The sequence below is a fragment of the Flavobacterium sp. W20_MBD1_R3 genome, from assembly GCF_052119725.1.
Taxonomy (GTDB): Bacteria; Bacteroidota; Bacteroidia; order Flavobacteriales; family Flavobacteriaceae; genus Flavobacterium.
Genome location: NZ_JBGQOR010000001.1, coordinates 154,427 through 177,658 on the forward strand (window position 1 = coordinate 154,427; position 23,232 = coordinate 177,658).

Consider the following 23,232-nt stretch of genomic DNA (forward strand, 5'->3'; position numbering starts at 1 on the left):
TATGATAAATACTAAAATACTATTTCGTAGTTTTCTTTTAATCTTCCTTGGTGTTTTTAACACTTATGCACAAGAAATTTTAACATTAGAAAGCGCAATTACGATAGCCTTGGAAAACAATTACGAAATAAAAATTGCCACTAATAATTTAAAAATAGAAAAAACAAACGTAGCGGTTGGAAATGCTGGAATGTTACCCACCATTACAGCTTCTGTTGTGGATAACAATAGTGTACAAAATAGTTCCCAAACCAGACAAGACGGCGAACAAACTGAATTAGATAATGCTAAAAACAACAGTTTAAGTTATGGTGTGGGTCTCGACTGGACAATTTTTGACGGTTTTAGAATGTTTGCCCGAATGGACCAACTTAAAGAATTACAAAAACTAGGGGAAGCGCAATTAAAACTAACTTTAATTACTAAGATTAGCGATGTAAATGCTGCTTATTATGATTTAGTGCAGCAACAACAACAATTAGCGGCTTTAGATACTACTATTGTTATTTCAAATCAGCGACTAACTTTAGCACAAAATCGTTTCAGCATCGGGAAAGCATCTAAATTAGAAGTTTTAAATGCACAAGTAGATTTAAATACGGATCAAGTAGCACTTTTAAGACAAAAGGAATTGTATGCAAACAGCAAAATTTTGCTCAATCAAATTTTGGCGAGAGATCTTAAAACAAATTTTAAAGTAATTGATGTGTTAGCAGTTGACCAGCTCTTACTTCTTTCGGAACTTAGCGCACTTGCCGAAAAACAAAATCCACAATTAGAGGCTCAAATAATTAATAAAAGAGTCGCTGAATTGCAATTGAAGCAAATAAAAGCAGGACGCTATCCTACGATCAGAGTCAATTCTGCGTATAATTTTTCAGAAAGTCAATCCAGTCTTGGTTTTGTTTCACAATCTCAATCCAAAGGTTTTAGTTATGGCTTCAGTGCAACATTGAATCTTTTTGATGGTTTTTCTCAAAACAGAAATGAAAAAATCGCTAAAATTCAAATTGAAAATTCTAAAATATCAATACAGCAACAAAACTTAGTCTTAAATAGTCAATTGGCAACCTCCTACCAAACCTATTTGACTAATTTAGAATTAATTATTTTAGAGGAAAACAATCAAGCAATTGCACAACAAAATTTAAACATAACTTTAGATAAATTTCGTATTGGAACCATTACCACTTTAGAATTCAGAACCGCACAGTTGAATTATGTGAATGCAAAAGTACGGTATAGTAATGCTCAATTTCAGGGGAAACTATCTGAAATAGCACTCAGAGAATTGGCAGGAACTCTCACATTTTAACGATATCTTTCTATTTAATAGGTGATTATTCGAAATGCTATTCTTTTGAAATAAATTTCAAATGACAAACTCATGCCAAGTATCATTTTTGTTTGATTTTTTAGAAACTAAAACTCATTTTTAATCTAATTTTGCTGATAAAAATTTAAAATGACATCGTACAACCCAAAAGACTGGATTAGCTTTATTTTTCATTTAAGTAAAGCTGATACTTTTAGGAAATTGATACCCATGATGCTAATCATTGGTCTTTATTCTGGTGTAATTGGGTATTTAGAAATTGAATATTGGCATTTACCCGATAGCAGCCACGTTAAAAATATTTCAATAATGCACGGAATGCTGGGTTTTGTAATTTCATTATTGTTAGCCTACCGAACCAATACTGCCTACGACCGCTGGTGGGAAGGAAGAAAATTGTGGGGATCATTGGTCAATAATAGTCGTAATTTATCTATTAAATTATCTGCAATGCTACAGGACGAAAAAGATCGTAATTTCTTTCGCAAAATAATTCCTAGTTATGCTTCTATTTTACACAAACATTTAAATGATCGTGATACTAGTTTACAACTTTTTGATGATCTGGATTTAGAAATTGATCATCATAAACACAAGCCAAATCAAGTAGCAAAAATGATGTTTCATAAGATTAATGACTTGTATGTTTCCAAAAAAATAACAGGCAATCAGCTCCTTATTTTAAATGCCGAAGTTCATTCCTTTACTGATATTTGCGGTGCTTGTGAACGTATAAAGAACACGCCTATCCCCTATTCTTACAGTGCTTTTATTAAAAAATTTATTTTTATTTATGTACTGACTTTGCCTTTTGGATATGTGTTCAGTTTGGGATATTATGTAATTCCAGTTGTGGTATTTATCTTTTATGTTTTAGCAAGTTTAGAGTTGATTGCCGAAGAAATTGAAGATCCTTTTGGAATGGATGCAAATGATTTGCCAACCAAAAAAATAGCAGAAAACATAAAAAAACATGTTGAAGAATTAATTTAAATATTCTATAAATAGCACCTAAATTTAGGTTATTTGTATTAAATTTAAACTTTTCCTGTTTTAAAGATTAAATTTATGAATAGTAATCGCGCCTTTATCAACCCACCACATTTATCAAACGAGAAATCGTTAAAAACATTAGTGGAGAACCGAACGGTTTACTCTTTGAACCATTGTGAACTAAATCTTTTTGAAACGTATGAATCATCAGCATTAGTTCCTTTGAAATTTAATGATTTTGTGGTGACCAGTATGCTTAGAGGTAAAAAAGTAATGCATCTTTTTGATGACCCGAGCTTTATTTATTTACCAGGAGAAACGGTTGTAATTCCTTCAAATGTTGAGATGAAAATTGATTTTCCCGAGGCTACCAGAAAAAATCCAACACAGTGTTTGGCTTTGGCAATCGAGCAAACTAAGATTACAGATACCTTACAGTTTTTGAACGAAAGATATCCTAAAGGCGGAAACGACCAATTTTGGCAATTAAATTACCAAAATTATTACTTTTATAATAATGTAGAATTAGCAGCGACCATTAATAAATTAATCAAAGAATGCATGAGTACGTCCATTACCAAAGATGCGCTGGCTGATTTGACTTTACAGGAATTATTGATCCGAATCATACAAACCCAAACTGCAAAAGCTATTGACGACGGCTTATTTATTGACCAAAAAAAACCCATCACACAAGTGGTAGAGTATATTCGATTGAACCTGAAGGAAAATTTCAGTATGAAACATTTGAGTGAAGAAGCTTGTATGAGTACGGCTTCCTTTTATCGTTTTTTCAAAAGAGAATTGGGAATGAGTCCTATAGAATTTGTGATTAGCGAAAAAATGAGATGTGCGAAACAATTACTCAAAAATCCATCGATACAAATTAATGAAGTCTGTTATTTATCCGGTTTTGAAGATTGTAATTATTTCATTCGGTTATTTAAAAAACACGAAGGAATTACTCCTAAACAGTACCAATTATTATGCTTAAATTAATCATTCAATAAAGGTTACTGGCTCAAGTGATAGTTCTTCTTCAGGTGTAAAAATTCTGTATTCTACTCGGAATGTCTTTTTCATTGGTGTTTCTAACGAAAATCCACCTACACCAAAGGCATCAATTACATCCAAAGTAAAATGGGCATGTTTCCAATATTCAAATAAATCCTTGTCAACCCAAAACTCCGTATTCTCGATGGTTCCAATGCATACGTCACCCATGCGTTGATAAAATCCGCCTTTTTCAAAACATTGCGGTTGTGTTCCTTCACAACACCCTCCGGCTTGATAAAACATCAAATCCCCATGTTTTTGTTGTAAAATTTTAATTAATTCTATTGCTTTTTCTGTGGCATCGATTCTTCTAGTCATCTTTTAAAATTTGATTTGTTACTAAATTATTTCAAAAATTATTCGTTTTTAGTTTGTAAATTACTGCTAATTAATGTAAAGATCTTCAGTAAGTAAAATTTACTGCAAAAGCTGTAAAGTATTTTATATCCTTGCAGGACATTAATTCAATTCATTTAACTATTTCCGATAAAAGAAAACCTGACAAATTATAAAATCTGTCAGGTTTAAAGTTAACCAATAATCAGAAGTCTACTAAAAGAAACCTAATCTCTTTTTATCATAAGAAATTAGCATATTTTTAGTTTGACGATAATGACCTAACATCATTTTGTGATTTTCGCGACCGATACCTGATTGTTTGTATCCTCCAAAAGGAGCACCTGCAGGATAAGAATGGTATTGATTGATCCAGACACGACCCGCTTGAATCGCTCTAGGAACCTGATAAATTTCATGTGCATCACGTGTCCATAGTCCAGCTCCCAAACCATACATAGTATCATTTGCAATAGCAATCGCTTCTTCAGTTGTTTTAAAAGTAGTCACTGCCAAAACAGGTCCAAAGATTTCTTCCTGAAAAATACGCATTTTGTTGTGTCCTTTGAAAAGTGTTGGTTTAATATAATATCCGCCTTCAAGATCTCCTTCTAATTTATTTTCTTCACCACCAATCAAAAGTTCTGCTCCTTCTTCTTTTCCTAATTTAATATAACTTAGGATTTTTTCTTTTTGAACTAAAGAGGCTTGTGCTCCCATCATAGTAGTTCTGTCTAACGGATTTCCTAGTTTTATGGCAGCTGTTCTTTCAATTACTCGGGCGATAAATTTATCATAAATATCTTCATGCACTAATAATCTGGACGGACAGGTACAAATTTCACCGTTATTTAAAGCGAACATAACAGCTCCTTCAATGGCTTTGTCGAAGAAATCATCATCAGCATCACCTACTGATTTCATAAAAATATTTGGTGATTTCCCACCTAATTCCAGCGTTACAGGAATAATATTTTCGGTGGCATATTGCATCACTAAACGCCCTGTTGTAGTTGATCCGGTAAAGGCTGCTTTTGATACTTTTTTATTGGTTACTAAAGCCCTTCCCAACTCGGCGCCAAAACCATTTACAATATTAATTACACCCGGAGGAAGTAAATCCCCTATTAATTCCATCAAAACAAGAATCGAAATTGGAGTGCTTTCTGCTGGTTTTAAAACTACAGTATTTCCTGCGGCCAATGCTGGAGCTAATTTCCAGATAGCCATTAAAATAGGGAAATTCCAAGGAATGATTTGTGCAATTACACCTAAAGGTTCACTTAAAGCTATAGAAACAGTTTGCGAATCTAATTCGGCTATTGAACTTTCCTCTGCTCGAATTACGCCTGCAAAATAACGAAAGTGATCAATTGCTAAAGGCATATCGGCTGCTAATGTTTCTCGAATGGCTTTTCCATTATCAATAGTTTCAACAGTAGCAAGATATTCCAGATTATCTTCCATAACCTGAGCGATTTTATTCAATAAATTGCTGCGTTCTGTGGCCGATGTTTTACCCCAAGTCTGAAAAGCTTCATGAGCCTTGTCGACCGCAAGGTCTAAATCTTCTTTGCTGGAATGTGCAGCTTGTGTAAATACTTTTCCATCAATAGGAGAAACGACATCAAAGTACTTACCTTTAATTGGTGCAACAAATTCTCCTCCGATATAATTATCATATTTTGCCTTAAATTCAGGTCTTTGTGCTACGTTATCCATATTGCTATATTTTTATATTTTCTCAAATATAGCTTTCTATTTCATCTTAGAATAGCACAATTCATTCAAGTAGTAGCTTTAAATTTGAATATGTGTTTTTTTAACCTAATTTTATTGTTTAATTCACATAAATTTATAATTACATTTTATTATCTGTATTTATGATCCGTATTAAACAATAAAATGAGTTGTAAAAAACCAAAAAAATTGTTTCTTACTCCAAACTGCAATCCTTATATTTGCAGTCTTATTAAAAATAAAGGATGAAAATATCTTACAACTGGTTAAAACAATTTATAAAAATAGACTGGAAATCGGAGGAAACTGCAGCATTACTGACTGACTTGGGTCTGGAAGTAGAAATTGTTGACAAATACCAATCGGTTAAAGGCGGACTAGAAGGCATCGTTGTAGGACATGTACTTACGTGCATCCAACATCCTGATGCTGACCGATTAAAAATAACTACAGTCGATTTAGGTACCGGTTTACCAGTACAGATTGTTTGTGGCGCCACAAATGTTGCCGCAGGACAAAAAGTACCCGTTGCTACGATTGGTACTACACTATATGATGCTGCTGGAGTTGCTTTTATAATAAAAAAAGGAAAAATTCGCGGACAAGAGAGTTTCGGAATGATTTGCGCCGAAGATGAATTAGGACTGGGCGAAGGTCATGACGGAATTATGATTCTGGATGATGCTTTAATTGCAGGAACTCCAGCAGCAACCGTTTTTAAAATTGAAAATGACGAAGTATTCGAAATTGGATTAACACCCAATCGTGCTGATGCCATGAGCCATTTGGGAACTGCTCGAGATTTGAGAGCAGGAATGTTACAAAGTGGTGTTAATGTAGAACTAATCACACCATCTGTAAGTAATTTTAGAGTAGATAAAAGAACATTAAAAATTGATATTGATGTCAAAGAGTCTAAACTGGCTCCTAGGTATTGCGGGGTAACCATTTCTGGTATAGAGGTAAAACCATCACCGGCTTGGTTGCAAAACCGATTAAAAGCTATTGGAATCAATCCTAAAAATAATATTGTTGATGTAACCAATTATGTTTTACATGAACTAGGGCAACCACTTCACGCCTTTGACGCTGCAAAAATAAATGGAAAAATATTCGTGCAAACGCTTCCTGCCGGAACTAAATTTATTACTCTTGATGACGTAGAAAGAACTTTACACGAAGAAGATTTAATGATTTGTGATGAGAAAGGACCTTTGTGCATTGCTGGTATCTTTGGAGGAAAAAAATCAGCAGTAGCGGAGCATACCAACTCCATTTTTCTGGAAAGTGCCTATTTTAATCCGGTTAGTATTCGTAAAACAGCAAAAAGACATCAATTGAACACGGATGCTTCTTTTCGTTTCGAAAGAGGAATTGATCCTACAATTACCGCATACGCACTAAAAAGAGCAGCATTATTAATACAAGAAGTAGCCGGAGGTGAAATTACATCTGATGTTGTGGATATGTATCCTAAAAAATTAGAAGATTTTTCAGTGTTTTTAAACTTTAGTAAAGCGGCTAAAATCATTGGTCAGGAATTACCAAAAGATACGATTAAACAAATTTTAGCTTCATTAGAAATTAAAATTAATAGTGTTTCTGATGCAGGATTAGGATTAACAATTCCGGCATATCGGGTTGATGTACAAAGAGAGATTGATGTAATTGAAGAAATATTGAGAGTTTACGGGTACAATAACATTAAATTTTCAAAAAAATTGAATGCTACAGTTTCTAATTCTCCGAGAAACGAAGACTATAAAATACAAAACCTGATTGCCACACAATTAAATTCTCAAGGATTTAATGAGATGATGGCTAATTCGCTAACAACGGCTTCTTATGTAGAACTTTCCGAATTACTCAAACAAGAGCACAACGTAACAATGCTGAATCCGCTAAGTGCTGATTTGTCAACAATGCGACAATCACTTTTATTCTCTGGATTAGAGGCTATATCATACAATATAAACCGTAAAAATTCCGATTTAAAATTATTTGAATTTGGAAAATCATACCATAATTATCTTGCTGGCTATGAAGAGAAAAAGCATTTGACTTTATTTGTTTCCGGAAATAGAAATCAGGAAAATTGGACTAATGATCAAAAACCTTCTGATTTCTTTTTGTTCAAAGGCTATGTCAATGGGATTCTTTCACGATTAGGAATTCAAAAAACACAAAATTTACCGATGTCATCTGATATTTTTTCCGAAGGAATTGCAATTGGGTGCCACAAAGATACTTTGGTAGAATTTGGGGTGGTAAAAAAATCAATAGTAAAACATTTTGGAATAAAACAAGAAGTATTTTTTGCTGATTTTAATTGGGCTTTAATTTTAAAATTAATTTCTGCAAAGATAAAATATACTGATATTCCAAAATATCCAGAAGTCCGTAGGGATTTGGCTTTACTTGTTGACCAAAGCGTAACCTACGACAGCATTTATAGTGTTGCACGTCAGACAGAAAAAACACTTTTAAAAGACATTAATTTATTTGATGTTTATGAAGGTCAAAATCTTCCTGAAGGAAAAAAATCATACGCATTGAGTTTCATCATTCAAGATAATTCAAAAACACTTACTGATGCTCAAATTGACAAAATAATGAGTAAACTGCAACATAATTTTGAAACAGAGCTTGGAGCTGTTTTAAGATAGTTACTAAGTAAATACGAAAGACCATTAAATAAAACTCCTATTTGATGTACTGCTTTAGCATTATAATTTAAGATAAATCCCAGTCTAGTATTGGGATTTTCTTATTTACAAAAGAGCCCTCCAAATTTGGAGGGCCCCTTTTCAACCAACAATTAACCTTTAATCTTACGAACTATTTTTTTGGTAATACAACCGCATCAATCACATGAATAACGCCGTTAGATTGATTCACATCAGCGATAGTAACTTTCGATTTACCACCATTTTCATCTGTAATATATAAATTTTTTCCTTTCATCCAAGCAGTCAAGGTTCCGCCGCTAACTGTATTTAGAGTTGCTTTTCCTTTTCCCATTTTGATTGCTTTAGCAATATCCATCGCATTCATCTTTCCAGATACAACGTGATAGGTAAGGATTGTTTGCAACATTTTTAAGTTTTCAGGCATTAATAAAGTTTCTACGGTACCCATTGGCAATTTATCAAATGCCGCATTTGTTGGGGCAAAAACGGTGAATGGACCTTTACTTTGTAACGTTTCCACTAATCCTGCCGTTTGTACTGCAGCAACTAATGTCGTATGGTCTTTAGAGTTAACAGCATTTTCAACAATATTTTTGGTAGGATACATCGCTGCACCTCCAACCATTACACTTTTTTGAGCAAATGATGTAGCTCCAAATAATAATGCCATAAATGCAACTGATAATAATTTTCTAGTTTTCATATTTTTTTTTTAAGTTATATAAAAGCATTTACGCACTATAAGTAGTTTTGGTTTTAAAAAAACGAAAATAATTTACAAAAAATTAATTTTCAAATAATTGAAATTAATTTTTTATAGTATTTAGAAAATAAAATGAAGTAAAATAGCCCCGATGGCAGCAAATATCCCTTTTATGGTGTTACCAAAATGTTGTTTTTAAAATTATAGTACTGCACAATAAAAAGAGACTCCGTACAGCGGGACGATTGCGGATGGTAAACTTAGATGGTATGCTCGTAAAAAAAAAAGCAAAAAAAAAGCCCCACATTTCTGTGGAGCTTTCTATATTCAAAAAATCAAGAATTATTTTTTCTCAGACTTTTCCATTTTAGCTTTCAATGCTGCTAATACATCATTACTATCTCCTAAAGTAGATGCCGAAGCATTATTACTACTTGCAGGTGCAGAAGATGATGTGTTTTCAGTAGCTGCTTTCACATTTTTCTCTTCTTCTTCACGGAAGATAGCTGTGTGAGATGCTACAACTCTTTTAAATTCTTTGTTGAATTCGATTACTTTGAAATCAGCTGTTTCGCCTTTTTTCAATTTCTTACCGTCTTCTTTTTCAAGGTGACGTGTAGGAATGAAAGCAACGATATCATCTCCAAATTCTACAGTAGCTCCTTTGTCAACAATTTCAGAAATTTCACCGTTGTGGATTGTTCCAACTGCGAATGAATCTTCATACTGATCCCATGGATTAGCAGTAGTTTGTTTGTGACCTAAAGATAATTTACGTCCGTCAACATCTAATTCTAATACTACTACGTCAAGTTTTTCACCAACGTTTACAAATTCAGAAGGATGTTTAATTTTCTTAGTCCAAGATAAGTCAGAGATGTAAATTAATCCATCAATTCCTTCTTCTAATTCTACGAAAATTCCAAAGTTTGTAAAGTTTCTAACGATTCCTGAATGTTTAGAACCCACAGGATATTTAGCAGTGATATCAGTCCATGGATCTTGAGACAATTGCTTGATACCTAATGACATTTTACGGTCATCTCTGTCTAAAGTTAAGATTTGAGCTTCAACAATATCCCCTACTTTTACGAAATCTTGAGCAGAACGTAAATGAGTAGACCAAGACATTTCAGAAACGTGGATCAAACCTTCAACACCTTCAGCTACTTCAATAAATGCACCGTAATCAGCGATTACAACTACTTTACCTTTTACTTTGTCTCCAATTGCTAATTTAGCATCTAGAGCATCCCAAGGGTGAGCGTTTAATTGTTTCAATCCTAATTGTATTCTTGTTTTTTCATCATCGAAATCAAGAATTACAACATTTAATTTTTGATCTAATTCCAATACTTCACTTGGGTGGTTAATACGACTCCAAGAAAGGTCAGTAATGTGAATCAATCCATCAACACCACCTAAGTCAATAAAGACACCATAAGAAGTAATGTTTTTAACAACACCTTCTAATACTTGTCCTTTTTGCAATTGACCGATGATTTCTTTTTTCTGGATTTCAATATCAGCTTCAATAAGCGCTTTATGAGAAACAACAACGTTTTTAAATTCGTGGTTAATTTTCACAACTTTGAATTCCATCATTTTGTTTACATACACATCATAATCTCTAATTGGCTTAACATCAATTTGAGATCCTGGTAAAAACGCTTCAATTCCGAAAACATCAACGATCATACCACCTTTAGTTCTGCATTTCACAAAACCATTAACGATTTCTCCTGTTTCGTTCGCCGAAATAACTCTATCCCATGATTTGATAGTACGTGCTTTTCTGTGAGATAATACTAATTGACCTGTTTTATCCTCACGGATGTCAATTAATACTTCTACAGTATCACCTACTTTCAAACTTGGGTTGTAACGGAATTCATTCAATGAAATGACACCTTCCGATTTTGCGTTGATATCAACGATAACGTCTCTATCTGTGATTCTAACAACTGTACCATCAACCACTTCTTCTTGATCTGTAGCGATAAATGTTTTTGAAACTAGCTCTTCGAATTCTTGTAAGTTTTTTTGATCAACTACATCAATACCTTCTTCAAAGTTATGCCAGTTAAAATTTGCTAAAAACTCTTCTTGTGATTTTACTTGTTCAGACATGCTGATTAAAAATTTGTATTCTGTATTTTCTCGAGTTTCTTAAAGTGCTAGAAAACAACAGAAGTTGTTTGTATAATTAATTACTACCTAAAGGAAACTCTTATTCACCAAAAGGTCTGCAAAAGTAACACATTTATCTTAATTAGCAAAATATTTATGTTGTGATAATCGATTGAGAATCAGGAGCGAACTAATTGGCTTTTTTTGCAGGTATTGTTCCCGCTTTCCGCTCTATCTTTTATAGAGCTTCCAGCCTTTTGAAGGCTGGAAGCTCTATAAAAGGATACCGCTTCACTCGGGGCTAATTAGCTTGAATTGGTTTTTTTTCAGCATTAAAAAACCCGATATTTAATGAAAAATATCGGGTTGTATTTAATTTCCTACCACTTTTTAATGGCTTACATTTTCTACATCTAATGGATTGTGCTTGTGTTTAAATAAAACAGCAAATGCAATTGCAATTATCAAAGCATAAGTCGCAAAAGCCAGCCAAATCGTATGCCAATCTTTCATAAAAACAACTTGACTAAATAATCCATCAGCTGTAATTGTATTTCCTTGACTAGTAATAAATTCTAACATTTTTGAATTTGTCGTTTCAGTTTCTAAGAAACCCGCTAAGTCAGTAGTATTGTCAAATGATTTTGTGAAATATTTATCAATAGCCCATCCCGAAGTAAAACTTCCTAAAACAGCACCAAAACCATTAGTCATCATCATAAACAATCCTTGCGCTGAGGAACGATTTTTAGGATCAGTATTGGTTTCAACAAATAATGAACCAGAAATATTAAAGAAATCAAATGCCATTCCGTAAACGACACAAGACATAACAATCATCCATAAACCATCTACAGGATTGCCATAAGCAAACAATCCAAAACGAAGAACCCAAGCCAACATACTGATTAACATCACTTGTTTGATACCAAAACGTCTTAGAAAAAAAGGAATTGCAAGAATAAATAAAGTCTCTGAAATTTGAGAGATTGACATTATAATCGTTGAATATTCAACAACAAAAGAATCTGCATATTTTGGAAAATGTTTGAATTCATCCAAGAAAACATCTCCGTAAGCATTTGTCAACTGCAAAGCACCACCCAAAAACATAGAAAAAATAAAGAATAAGGCCATTTTATAGTCAGCAAATAGCTTAAAAGATTCTAATCCTAATGTTTCCATGACCGTGGCATTCTCTTTAGACAAGCGTTGCGGTTTACACTCTGGTAACGAAAAAGAGTAAATTCCTAACAAAACCGCTGCTAATCCTGCAATGTAAAATTGATATTCCGTCGCTTTATTTCCCGTTAAATTTGTAATCCACATTGCAACAATAAATCCTATTGTTCCCCAAACCCGAATAGGTGGAAAATTTTTAATTACATCCTTATTGTTTAGTTTAAGTGCCGTGTAAGAAATAGAGTTACTCAGAGCAATCGTTGGCATATAAAAACACATTGCCAAAAGCATAACATAAATAAAGGTTTCCGGAGTGGTAACTTGTGGTATATAAAATAATACTGCAGCATACAAAATATGAAGAATTCCGTATAATTTTTCAGCATTTACCCATCTGTCAGCAATAATTCCGGTTAGTGTTGGCATAAATAAAGAGGCAATTCCCATGGTTCCAAAAACCAATCCAAATTGAGTTCCTTCCCAATTCTTGGTACCAAACCAGTAATTTGCAATGGTAATCAACCAAGCTCCCCAAACAAAAAACTGAAGAAAACTCATTATTACCAATCTATTCTTAATTCCCATGAGATGAATTGTTTTTTTTTATTTTAAAAAATTTACAAGGCGTAAATCTACTATTAAAAATGAAATCTGCAACTAATTATATCGTTTTAGTGAGTTCATTTACCAATTCTACAACAAGCTCGAATTGTTCCTTCCGATTCAAATGTGAATTGTCAATTTCTATTGCATCTTCCGCCATGATCAACGGAGAATCTTCACGGTGTGTATCAATATAATCGCGCTCTTCTACATTTTTGAGGACTTCTTCATAAGTGACACTGTCCCCTTTTGCAACCAATTCGTCATAACGCCTTTTCGCTCTTGTAGTTGCACTGGCGGTCATGAATATTTTTAGCTCTGCATCTGGAAAAACAACGGTACCAATATCTCTGCCGTCCATGACAATACCTTTGTTGATTCCCATTTCTTTTTGCTGTTCCACTAATTTAGCACGAACCTCAGAAACTTCGGCTACTTTACTGACAAAACTAGATACTTCAATCGTTCTGATTTCGTCTTCAACATTCACATCATTCAAATACATTTCAGCAAAACCCAAACTAGCATTGAATTTAAATTGTAATTTTATATTAGGTAAACTATTTATCAGCGTTTGTTTATCAAAGGAATCTGCATTTATATATCCGTTTTGCATTGCAAAAAATGCAACTGCACGATACATAGCGCCGGTATCCACGTAAACATATCCTAGATGATTGGCCAGTTGTTTAGCCAAAGTACTCTTGCCAGTGGATGAAAATCCGTCAATTGCGATAGTAATTTTTTTCAATTTATTGTTTTTATGAAATGATATAATCAATTTTTAATCCAAGATTTCGATCTACTATTTTTAGTTGTAAATACTTAAAATAATGTTTGTTTTTGAAGTGTCAATAATCTTTTCTATTTTTTTGAAATACAATTCGTTTACCATTGGACATCCTAAACTATTTACAATTTTTTTTTCTTGCTCCATATAGGGTACCTTTTTATAGGAATGCAAAACTATATTTCTGGTCAGAGCATTGCTATTTGTTTCGTCTAAGCCATACAATTTATATGATTTACCATAATCTCCCGTATAATATTTCCCTACCGAATATTTCCCTAAAGAGGTACAAAAAGAATTATATGAATTACTAAATTTTAGTTTTCCACTACCTCTTGTTTCTGACCCTATTCCATGAGCAACAAGACCCTGATCAATAATTACTTTATTTTTAAGGTCATAAATAAAAAACCTGTTTTTGCCTGATACAATTTCCATATCAATAAAAAAAGCAATCTCTCTATTGTACTTTGCATTGGTATCAATAACTTTTCTTACAGCATCAATTTGAATAATAAGCTTTTCTTCAACTGAAATATTCTCAGGAGACCTGGTAAAACTCTGAAAAATAAATCCTGTCAAAACCAAAATAAAAACTATCTTTTTCATCATTTTCTGTATTAAAATTCAGCTGAATTATATTTCAAAATACTATTCAGAACTACTTATTTATAAACTTTATCTTTTATTCTTTAAAATTTATTGTCAAACCAAAAAGGCTTGTATTTCCAGCCAACGTATACCTTGAATACGAATAATTAAATTTTAGTTTATTTAATTTAAGTCCAAAACCTAACGAAATTCCAGAAAAATTACGTTGCTCTACAATACGTAATTCCTCGGCTCTTCTAAAATTATATCCTAATCGTATGTTTAGAGCTCTTTTAGGAAAAAGTTCTACTCCCATAATTACGTGTCGCAATGCATTATTTACAAAAGATACTTTTTCTTGGGTCGATTCTCCATCAAATGTTGATTCTGCCCTTTCTGGATTCGAAAATGCAATATTCCATTGTTGCAAATTCTCTAAAGTGAGATGCCAGCGAATGGGGACATTTTCTAATTCCTGCGATACTCCAGCAATAATTTCTAATGGTAATTTTTCGTTTGTACCATTATAAGTTGAAAATTGTGTTCCTATATTTCGAATGGCCAAAGCCCAATTGACATCATTTTTTTCATCAATAAAAAGAGCTCCTATATCTAAAGCTCCACCAAAAGAATTATAAATCTCTAAATTTGAAGAAATCAATTTAGCACTCGCACCAACATGAATATTCGTATAAGGAATATTGTAGGCATATCCAAAAGAAAGCGCTATTTCACTTCCGGTAAATGCTGCCGTAGGTTGACCATTTTCATCAAATCCTTCAAAATTACCATAATTAACATAATTGACACCAGCCTGAAAAGTTTGCAAATGTCTATCGTATGTGTAAGCATACGAAGCAGTTCCATATGTCACTTCATTAAAGTAACTCCCGTAATTCAAAGCCAAATGGTTGTCCATTTCCGCATTTATAGTAGCCGGATTAAAATGAGCTTGATTGACATCTTCATCATAAATGGTAATCACTTTTCCTCCTAAAGCTGCTTGCCTTGGTGAGGTCACTAAATTCAAAAACTGATAGGTGTACTTCCCTCCTATTTGACTGTAAGACGCAGCACAAACAAAAAGTATAAAGAACAGATATCGTTTTTTTAACATGCTTTAAATAGGAGTTTAAATAAGTAAAACGCAGCTGCAAAGATAAAATTATAAATACAATATTGTACCTTCAAAAGTGCTTATTACAAATAAAAAAATCCAAATTCCTTAGCTTGAAAATCAAGTTTTAGAAGTTGGATTTTTAAAATTTAGAACTTGTTTTTATTACAAATCCTTAGCATTTTTAACCTTTTGATCTGTCAAAGCATATTTTAATACTTCGCTCATTTCCTTCACATAGTGAAAAGAAAGTCCTTCCAGATATTCTGGTTTTATTTCATCAATATCACTTTTATTTTCATGACACAGAATTATTTCTTTGATGTTCGCTCTTTTTGCTGCCAATATTTTTTCTTTGATTCCTCCTACAGGCAACACTTTTCCCCGTAAAGTAATCTCGCCGGTCATTGCTAAATTTTTCTTCACTCGTTTTTGTGTGTACAACGAAACTAATGATGTCAACATTGCAATTCCCGCACTTGGACCATCTTTTGGCGTGGCTCCCTCTGGGACGTGCAAGTGAATATTATATTTAGAAAGCAGCTCTGAGTCCAATCCTAAAAGTTTTGCATTTGCCTTAATATACTCTAGAGCAATTGTCGCAGATTCTTTCATCACCGTACCTAAATTTCCGGTAATAGTCATGGTTCCTTTTCCCGGAGAAAGCAAGGATTCTATAAACAGTATATCACCGCCAACAGAAGTCCAAGCCAAACCGGTCACCACACCAGCCACATCATTGTTCTCGTATTTGTCTCTTTCTAACCTTGCAACACCTAGTGATTTTATGATATCTTCGTCTGTTACTTTTTTGTTATACTCCTCTTCCATTGCCACTGATTTAGCTGCATTACGGATTACTTGAGCAATTTTAGCTTCCAGACCACGAACTCCAGATTCACGGGTGTAACCTTCAACGATTTTTTCTAATTGTTTTTTTCCAATAGTTAGATGTTTGCTTGTCAGGCCGTGTTCTTTCAGTTGTCTTGGAAACAAATGCTGACGTGCTATTTCTACCTTTTCTTCAATCGTGTAACCAGACATTTTGATGATTTCCATTCTATCTTTCAACGCAGGTTGAATTGCAGCCATATTATTAGATGTAGCAATAAACATCACTTTAGACAAATCATAACCCATTTCAAGGAAATTGTCATAAAAAGAATTATTTTGTTCCGGATCTAAAACTTCCAATAATGCAGAAGATGGATCTCCCTGATTGCTGTTTGACAATTTATCAATTTCATCTAAAACAAAAACTGGATTTGATGTTCCTGCTTTTTTCAAGCTTTGGATAATTCTTCCCGGCATGGCGCCAATGTAGGTTTTTCTATGTCCTCGAATTTCCGCTTCATCACGCAAACCACCCAGAGAAATTCTAACATATTTTCTGCCCAAAGCTTCTGCAATTGAGCGTCCAATTGAAGTTTTTCCAACTCCCGGAGGTCCAGTCAAACAAATAATGGGTGATTTCATATCATTTCGCAATTTTAAAACTGCTAAATGTTCTATCATTCTTTTCTTAACATCTTCAAGACCAAAATGATCTCTATCGAGAATTTTCTGAGCTCTTTTTAAATCAAAGATATCTTTCGAATATTCGTTCCAAGGCAATTCCAAGAACAACTCCAGATAGTTTCTTTGAATACCAAAATCAGGCGCTTGTGGATTCATGCGACGCATTTTAGATAATTCCTTATCGAAATGTTTTTTGGTTTTTTCATCCCATTTCTTGGTCAAAGACTTCTGCAGCATTTCGTCCATTTCCTCTTCTTGGGAAACGCCACCCAATTCTTCTTGGATAGTTTTCATTTGTTGATGCAAAAAATATTCTCGTTGTTGCTGGTCTAAATCAAAACGAACTTTGGATTGAATGTCATTTTTCAATTCGAGTTTTTGAAGCTCAATATTCATATACCGAAGCGTCTCTAAAGCTCTTTCTTTCAACTCATTAATAGCTAATAAATCTTGTTTCTCTTTCACAGAAAGATTCATATTCGAAGTAACAAAATTGACTAAAAACGATTGACTTTCAATATTCTTGATGGCAAAAGTAGCTTCACTAGGAATGTTTGGACTTTCTTTGATAATCTGGATTGCTAATTCTTTGATAGAATCTAGAATTGCAACAAATTCAGTATCATTTTTCTTAGGTCTCTTTTCAGGAACTTCCTTAATTTTAGCTGTTAAATAAGGTGATTCTGAAATAACAGCATCAATTTCGAAACGCTTTTTTCCCTGAAGGATAACGGTTATATTACCATCAGGCATTTTCAGTACCCGCAAAATGCGAGCAACGGTTCCTATTTTATGAATGTCATCTTTAGTTGGGTCTTCATCTTCCTCATTAATTTGAGCCACAACTCCAATAGTTTTACCTGCAGCATTTGCGTCATTAATCAATTTAATCGATTTATCACGACCAGCAGTAATTGGTATTACAACTCCAGGAAATAAAACCATATTTCGCAGAGGTAAAATAGTCAGTAACTCTGGTAAAGCCTCGTTATTCATTTCCTCCTCGTCTTCGGGAGTCAATAATGGAATTAAATCTGCTTCCGAATCAAATTCTTGAAGTGACAGATTGTCAATAGTAAGTATTTTATGATTTGACATATATTATTTAAGTCTTTTTGTCATTAAAAAATTCATTCTCATAGCAAATATAAGGTTTCAAAGCACTCTTTTTATAGAAAAGAGATGTTTAATCCTCAATATGTGCATAACCGTAAAAAGTGGCAATCTCTGTGCCAAAATATACTTTTTTATCCTACTTTTCGTCAAAAATAGACATTACAGATACTGCAAATCTGTTTAAATAAAACTATTGATAACATGATACTGATAATTTAAAACACAAAAATGTTAAGACTGCTGCTGGAACTAAAGTGATAATATAATTATTTACAACCAAAATTTATAGTAGATATTTAGGTTCTAAGACTATCCGATACAAAATAAAACCTACAAAGAAGAAATAAAAGCGGATGCTTACTATACCATCTCAAAGTCGCAATTTTGAAATTATCATTATTACAACTAAGATCTTTGATTAATTTAGAACTTCTTTTTTTGGAACTCTCCTCAATAAAATAACGGCTAATACAAAAAATATGCCCAGAAAGACAATGGCTAACCTCGGACTACCTGTAATTTGATCAATAATTCCATATACTAGCATCCCTATTACAATACCAATTTTTTCAGCAACGTCATAAAAACTAAAAAATGAAGCTGTATCCTGCGTTTCTGGCAATAATTTAGAGTACGTAGAACGAGATAAAGCTTGAATGCCTCCCATTACAAGTCCAGCTACCCCTGCCATTACATAAAAATGTATCGGTAAAGTAATAAAATATGCAAGTGCGCAAAATACTGCCCAAATACAATTAATTGCAATTAAAGTTGGAATATTTCCAAATCTCTCTGAAGCTTTTGAAGTTAGAACTGCACCAAGAACAGCCACTAATTGAATAATCAAAATGCAAATAATCAATCCCGTTGTACTTTCGGCTTTAGATGACCAAGCAATTTCTTGGGCTCCAAAATAAGTAGCAACAAGCATTACCGTTTGTACAGCCATACTTGAAACAAAGAAACTTCCTAAGTATCGCTTTAATGCTTTATTTTTATTCAATAAAAGCCATACTTTATTTAACTCTTTAAAACCATTAAAGACAACATGGTGTGTTACTTTACGATCAGCATTTTTATTGCCTTTTGGCAGAAAATAGTAGGTGTACTGACTGAATAAAATCCACCATACACCCACCATAACAAAGGAATATCGCATGGCCTTCATTGCTGCTTCTCCCTCAGTTCCTGTTATTCCAAAAAGTTTTGGTTTCATAATCATCGCTAAATTTATAATCAATAAAATCACACTTCCAATGTATCCTAATGAATATCCTTTGGCACTAATTTTATCTTGTTGCTCCACAAAAGCTATATCCGGCAAATAGGAATTATAAAAAACCAAACTTCCCCAATATCCAATCAATCCGAGGAAATAAAATAATAATCCAAGGTATATATTTTCTAAGTTGAACCAGAATAATCCCATGCAAGAGAATGCTCCCAGATAGCAAAAAAATTTCATAAATGATTTTTTATTCCCCACATAATCGGCAATTCCCGATAATATAGGTGAAATAAAAGCTACCAATAAAAAAGCAAAAGCGGTAACAAAACTAATTAAAGCTGAATTTTTGAGATGTAAACCAAAAACATCTATATAATGATTTCGTTCAGAAAATAAAGCTTCATAAAAAATTGGAAAAACTGCAGATGCAATAGTAAGCGTATAAACTGAATTTGCCCAATCATAAAATGCCCAAGCGTTTAATAATTTTTTACTACCTTTTTGTAGATCTGCCATAATTTATTTTTTTCGATACGAATTTATTTAATTTTTAGTAATTATAAGTGAAAAATATTTTTATTTGGCAGTAACAAACTGTTGCAGTGCTTAATTGTATTTGCATTTAACGAAATTTTAAACAAAAAAAAAGGCTATTCCCTTTTGAGAATAGCCTATTTAGATTCTAAAAATTAAATTTTATTTATACATAACACCAACCTTAGCTGCTAAAGCTTTAGCTTCTGGAATTAGCGCTTGTAAGTTTGCTATTCTAGTCGCATCAGATGGGTGCGTACTCATAAATTCTGGTGGTGCTTGTCCGGCTGATTGCGCAGACATTCTTTGCCAAAAAGTAATAGATTGTTCCGGATTATATCCTGCAATTGCCATTAGCGTAAGACCTATTTTATCAGCTTCTGTCTCGTGATTTCTGCTAAAGGGAAGCATTGCACCATATTGAGTGGTTACACCATATGCTTGTTGCCAGATTTGCTGGTTTTCAGCGCTTTTTCCTCCTGTTGCAACAGCAACTCCCACGGCTCCTAATTGTTGTAATTGGGCAGCACTCATACGTTGAGCGCCATGATTAGCTAAAGCATGAGAAACTTCATGACCCATTACGGTAGCTAAACCTGCATCATCTTTTGTGATAGGCAAAATTCCTGAATACACAACAATTTTTCCTCCTGGCATACACCAAGCATTCACTTCTTTATTATCAATTAACTTATATTCCCAACGGTAATCTTGCAAATATTGAGCTTGTCCTAAATAGGTTAAATATTTTTCTGCAGCGGCTTTGATTCGCAGGCCAACTGTTTCTACTTTTCTAGCATCCGCAGTTCCGGTAATTACTTTATTTTCCGTTAAAAAAGTACCATATTGTTGAAAAGATGTTGGGAATAACTCACTATTAGATACAAAATTTAAGCTTTTTTTTCCCGTAAGAGGATTAGTAGCACAAGAAGTTGCTAAACCAAGAGCAAAGATACCAACTATTAAATGTTTTTTCATGATTCTATTATTTTAGATATAGTACAAAACTACAAATATTAAAACTTTGAGTTTTATATAATTAAATTTAAAAGTATCAACTTTTTTTGTTATTCACCTATTATGTATAAAGCCGTAAATTCCTTATCAACAACTAAATAGCCTTCGTTATCCAGCGTTTTTTTATCAAAAGTAACTTCTACATTATCAATTTCTATTTTTATTACTTTAAATGGAAGTCCTATTAAATTTATTTTATATTTGGAATAATTGGTATCATATTTACCTTCTTTGTGCAACTGAATAATTAATTCTTTTTCTTTCCCAGTAACTTGAAAAGATAAAAAGCTATATCGTCCTTTTTTGTAATCATATCCATCTTGGGCATCTTCATAAACTACTGATTTCTCCTTACCTTCATAGTAATAGATATCCAGTGTCAACTCATCAAAATCAAGCTCTCCAACATATTGTTGCACTGGATATTTTGGAATAACTGCTCCCGATTTTACGAAAAGAGGAATTTGATCAAATTTAGTGTCTACCCAAATTTCTTTTCCGCCTTTAACAGCCTCGTTAGTCCAATAGTTATACCATTGTCCACGAGGAATATACATTCTTCTACCTACTGAATTTGGTTCTAAAATAGGGCAAACAAGTATTTGATTTCCAAAAACAAATTCGTCATTTCTATAATGCGTCTGAATATCTTCTTGATCAAAATACACTAAGGGTTTCAACATAGGAATTCCTTCCTCAATATATTGCCAAAACATGGTGTATAAATAGGGTAATAATTGATATCTCAAATTGACAAATTTTCTGGTAATATCAATCACTTCTTCATCAAAAGCCCATGGTTCCTGATTGCCGTGATCACCAGAAGAGTGTGTTCTGCAAAAAGGATGAAAAACACCCAGTTGAATCCAACGTGCGTATAATTCCCCTGAAGGTTGTTCTGCAAATCCACCTATATCTGATCCTGTAAAACCCATCCCGGAAATTGACATTCGTTGTACTTGAATATTTGCAATCCATAAATGTTCCCAAGTAGCCACATTATCTCCAGTCCAAGAAGATGTATAACGTTGTGCTCCAGCGTAAGCTGATCTTGTGATTACAAAAGGTCTTTTTGGATAGGCAAATCGTTTTACACCATGATACGTTGCTCTGGCCATTTGGGTACCGTAAATATTGTGTGCTTTTCTATGGCTGCAAGGGTTTCCATCGTAATCATGGCGTACGTCCATGGGAAATGTTTTATTAGGAACCTCCATTACTGCGGGTTCATTCATGTCATTCCACACTCCTTTTACTCCAATCTCCGAAATTAATTCTTTGAATAATCCAGCCCACCATTCTCGTACTGCTGGGTTTGTATAATCCGGAAAATTACATTCTCCCGGCCATACTTTGCCTTTCATATAAGGGCCATCAGCTCTTTTGCAGAAATAATCGTTTTCTAAGGCTTCTTTGTAAATAGAATATTCTTTGTCAATTTTTATTCCTGGATCAATAATTACAACGGTTTTAAAACCATCTTCTGCTAATTCAGCGACCATTCTTTTTGGGTCCGGAAAATATTCTTTGTTCCAAGTGAAACATCGAAAACCTTCCATATAATCAATATCTAAATACAGCGCATCACATGGAATTTTCAATTCTCTAAATTTGGCCGCAACTTCTTTTAAATTACTTTCTGGGTAATAACTCCATTTACATTGGTGATATCCTAGTGCCCAAAGTGGCGGTAATTCAGGTTTTCCAGTCAAATCAGTATAGGTGGTAACCACATCTTGCATTTGTGGTCCGTAAATGAAATAGTAGTTCATTTCTCCGCCTTCGGCCCAATAACTGGTTACATTTCTTCTTTCATGACAAAAATCAAAATGAGTTCTGAATGTATTATCAAAGAAAATACCATAAGATTTCTTGTTTTGTAATCCAATATAAAACGGAACTACTTTATATAATGGTTCTTGATCTTTCTGGAATGCATATTGATCTGTGGCAAAATTCTCCAGCCTTTTTCCTTTCAAATTCAGTTGAGTTGCTTTATCGCCAAGTCCATAAAAACATTCTCCGTCTTTTGAAGACTTACTCATTTTTACTATATTTCCACCGTATTCGTAGCTTTCTTCCCAATGAAAACCAAGTTCGTCCTCTAAAATTATATTGTCTTCCAAATCATAAATAGACACTCTCATGTCTGTTTTTTGAATTCGGCATTTAACTTTACTTGTTTTAATCTGATAATACTCTTCTACTTCAGAAACCTCAAGAAAATTATATCCATGAGAATGACTTTTATCAATTGCGTAAGAAAAATCATTACTGAAATACCCTTTTGTAGTAAATCTAAATCGGATCAGACTGTCTCTTAATACCGTTACTTTTAATATAACACTATTATCTGTATGGAAATATATGGAATCTACTTCATGCTCAAAAGAAACTATTTTTGTGGGATATAAATCTCCTTTATATTCTAATTCTGTATTTGTAATCATGTTTTATGGTATTAATTTTAATCTTTTTCTTGGAGTCAAAAATACAAAAATACTTTGTAAAGCGTTATATGTGTGGTTTTTATTCACGATAACGTTATAGTG

The 23,232-nt window shown here is 33.3% G+C and carries 16 protein-coding genes; 4 read left to right on the plus strand and 12 right to left on the minus strand.

Annotated elements, in window-relative coordinates; translation table 11 throughout:
* Positions 1-4 precede the first annotated feature (4 nt).
* The 3 genes from ACEN2F_RS00665 (at position 5) to ACEN2F_RS00675 (ending at position 3,328) form a co-directional block, all read left to right on the plus strand.
* The gene (locus ACEN2F_RS00665) at positions 5-1,315 is read left to right on the plus strand and encodes a TolC family protein (RefSeq protein ID WP_441735912.1); all 1,311 of its coding nucleotides are present in this window, start codon (positions 5-7) and stop codon (positions 1,313-1,315) included.
* Between the two features lie 150 nt (positions 1,316-1,465).
* Entirely contained in the window at positions 1,466-2,329 is an 864-nt protein-coding gene (locus ACEN2F_RS00670; RefSeq protein WP_441734736.1) for a bestrophin family protein, read from the plus strand.
* 75 nt (positions 2,330-2,404) lie between these two features.
* Positions 2,405-3,328 (plus strand): AraC family transcriptional regulator, encoded by a 924-nt coding sequence (locus ACEN2F_RS00675; protein ID WP_441734738.1) that lies wholly within the window; start codon positions 2,405-2,407, stop codon positions 3,326-3,328.
* On the opposite strand, the gene ACEN2F_RS00680 is transcribed toward ACEN2F_RS00675, so the two are convergent.
* Together ACEN2F_RS00680 and ACEN2F_RS00685 are read right to left on the minus strand one after the other, a co-directional pair.
* Positions 3,329-3,703 (minus strand): DUF779 domain-containing protein, encoded by a 375-nt coding sequence (locus tag ACEN2F_RS00680; protein WP_441734740.1) that lies wholly within the window; start codon positions 3,701-3,703, stop codon positions 3,329-3,331.
* Positions 3,704-3,937: 234 nt separating this feature from the next.
* Positions 3,938-5,443: an aldehyde dehydrogenase family protein gene (locus ACEN2F_RS00685; protein WP_441734743.1), complete on the minus strand. Its 1,506-nt coding sequence runs from the start codon at positions 5,441-5,443 to the stop codon at positions 3,938-3,940.
* Between the two features lie 263 nt (positions 5,444-5,706).
* Between ACEN2F_RS00685 and pheT the strand changes: the two genes are divergently transcribed.
* Positions 5,707-8,127, plus strand: a complete 2,421-nt coding sequence (pheT, locus tag ACEN2F_RS00690) for a phenylalanine--tRNA ligase subunit beta (RefSeq protein ID WP_441734745.1) — start codon at positions 5,707-5,709, stop codon at positions 8,125-8,127.
* A gap of 172 nt (positions 8,128-8,299) precedes the next feature.
* Here the strand turns inward: pheT and ACEN2F_RS00695 are convergent, their stop codons facing one another.
* From ACEN2F_RS00695 to ACEN2F_RS00740, 10 genes are all read right to left on the minus strand, one after another.
* Complete coding sequence (locus ACEN2F_RS00695) at positions 8,300-8,854, minus strand: fasciclin domain-containing protein (RefSeq protein WP_441734748.1); 555 nt, start codon at positions 8,852-8,854, stop codon at positions 8,300-8,302.
* A 342-nt stretch (positions 8,855-9,196) separates the two neighbouring features.
* Positions 9,197-10,984: a 30S ribosomal protein S1 gene (gene rpsA / locus ACEN2F_RS00700; RefSeq protein WP_441734750.1), complete on the minus strand. Its 1,788-nt coding sequence runs from the start codon at positions 10,982-10,984 to the stop codon at positions 9,197-9,199.
* A gap of 390 nt (positions 10,985-11,374) precedes the next feature.
* Positions 11,375-12,751: a nucleoside permease gene (locus ACEN2F_RS00705; protein WP_441734752.1), complete on the minus strand. Its 1,377-nt coding sequence runs from the start codon at positions 12,749-12,751 to the stop codon at positions 11,375-11,377.
* Positions 12,752-12,827: 76 nt separating this feature from the next.
* The gene (gene cmk / locus ACEN2F_RS00710; RefSeq protein WP_441734755.1) at positions 12,828-13,520 is read right to left on the minus strand and encodes a (d)CMP kinase; all 693 of its coding nucleotides are present in this window, start codon (positions 13,518-13,520) and stop codon (positions 12,828-12,830) included.
* A 60-nt stretch (positions 13,521-13,580) separates the two neighbouring features.
* Positions 13,581-14,171, minus strand: coding sequence for a murein L,D-transpeptidase catalytic domain-containing protein (locus tag ACEN2F_RS00715; protein ID WP_441734757.1), 591 nt, complete (start codon positions 14,169-14,171; stop codon positions 13,581-13,583).
* A gap of 73 nt (positions 14,172-14,244) precedes the next feature.
* Positions 14,245-15,267, minus strand: a complete 1,023-nt coding sequence (gene porQ, locus ACEN2F_RS00720) for a type IX secretion system protein PorQ (protein ID WP_441734760.1) — start codon at positions 15,265-15,267, stop codon at positions 14,245-14,247.
* 165 nt (positions 15,268-15,432) lie between these two features.
* Positions 15,433-17,883 carry an endopeptidase La gene (gene lon / locus ACEN2F_RS00725; protein ID WP_441734762.1) on the minus strand — a complete coding sequence of 817 codons (2,451 nt, stop codon included), beginning with the start codon at positions 17,881-17,883 and terminating at the stop codon, positions 15,433-15,435.
* A 436-nt stretch (positions 17,884-18,319) separates the two neighbouring features.
* A complete protein-coding gene (locus ACEN2F_RS00730; RefSeq protein WP_441734765.1) occupies positions 18,320-19,645 on the minus strand; it encodes an MFS transporter in 1,326 nt (441 codons plus the stop codon).
* Between the two features lie 180 nt (positions 19,646-19,825).
* Entirely contained in the window at positions 19,826-20,641 is an 816-nt protein-coding gene (locus ACEN2F_RS00735) for a M48 family metallopeptidase (protein ID WP_441734767.1), read from the minus strand.
* A gap of 89 nt (positions 20,642-20,730) precedes the next feature.
* Positions 20,731-23,130 (minus strand): glycoside hydrolase family 31 protein, encoded by a 2,400-nt coding sequence (locus ACEN2F_RS00740; RefSeq protein WP_441734770.1) that lies wholly within the window; start codon positions 23,128-23,130, stop codon positions 20,731-20,733.
* Between the last annotated feature and the right edge of the window lie 102 nt (positions 23,131-23,232).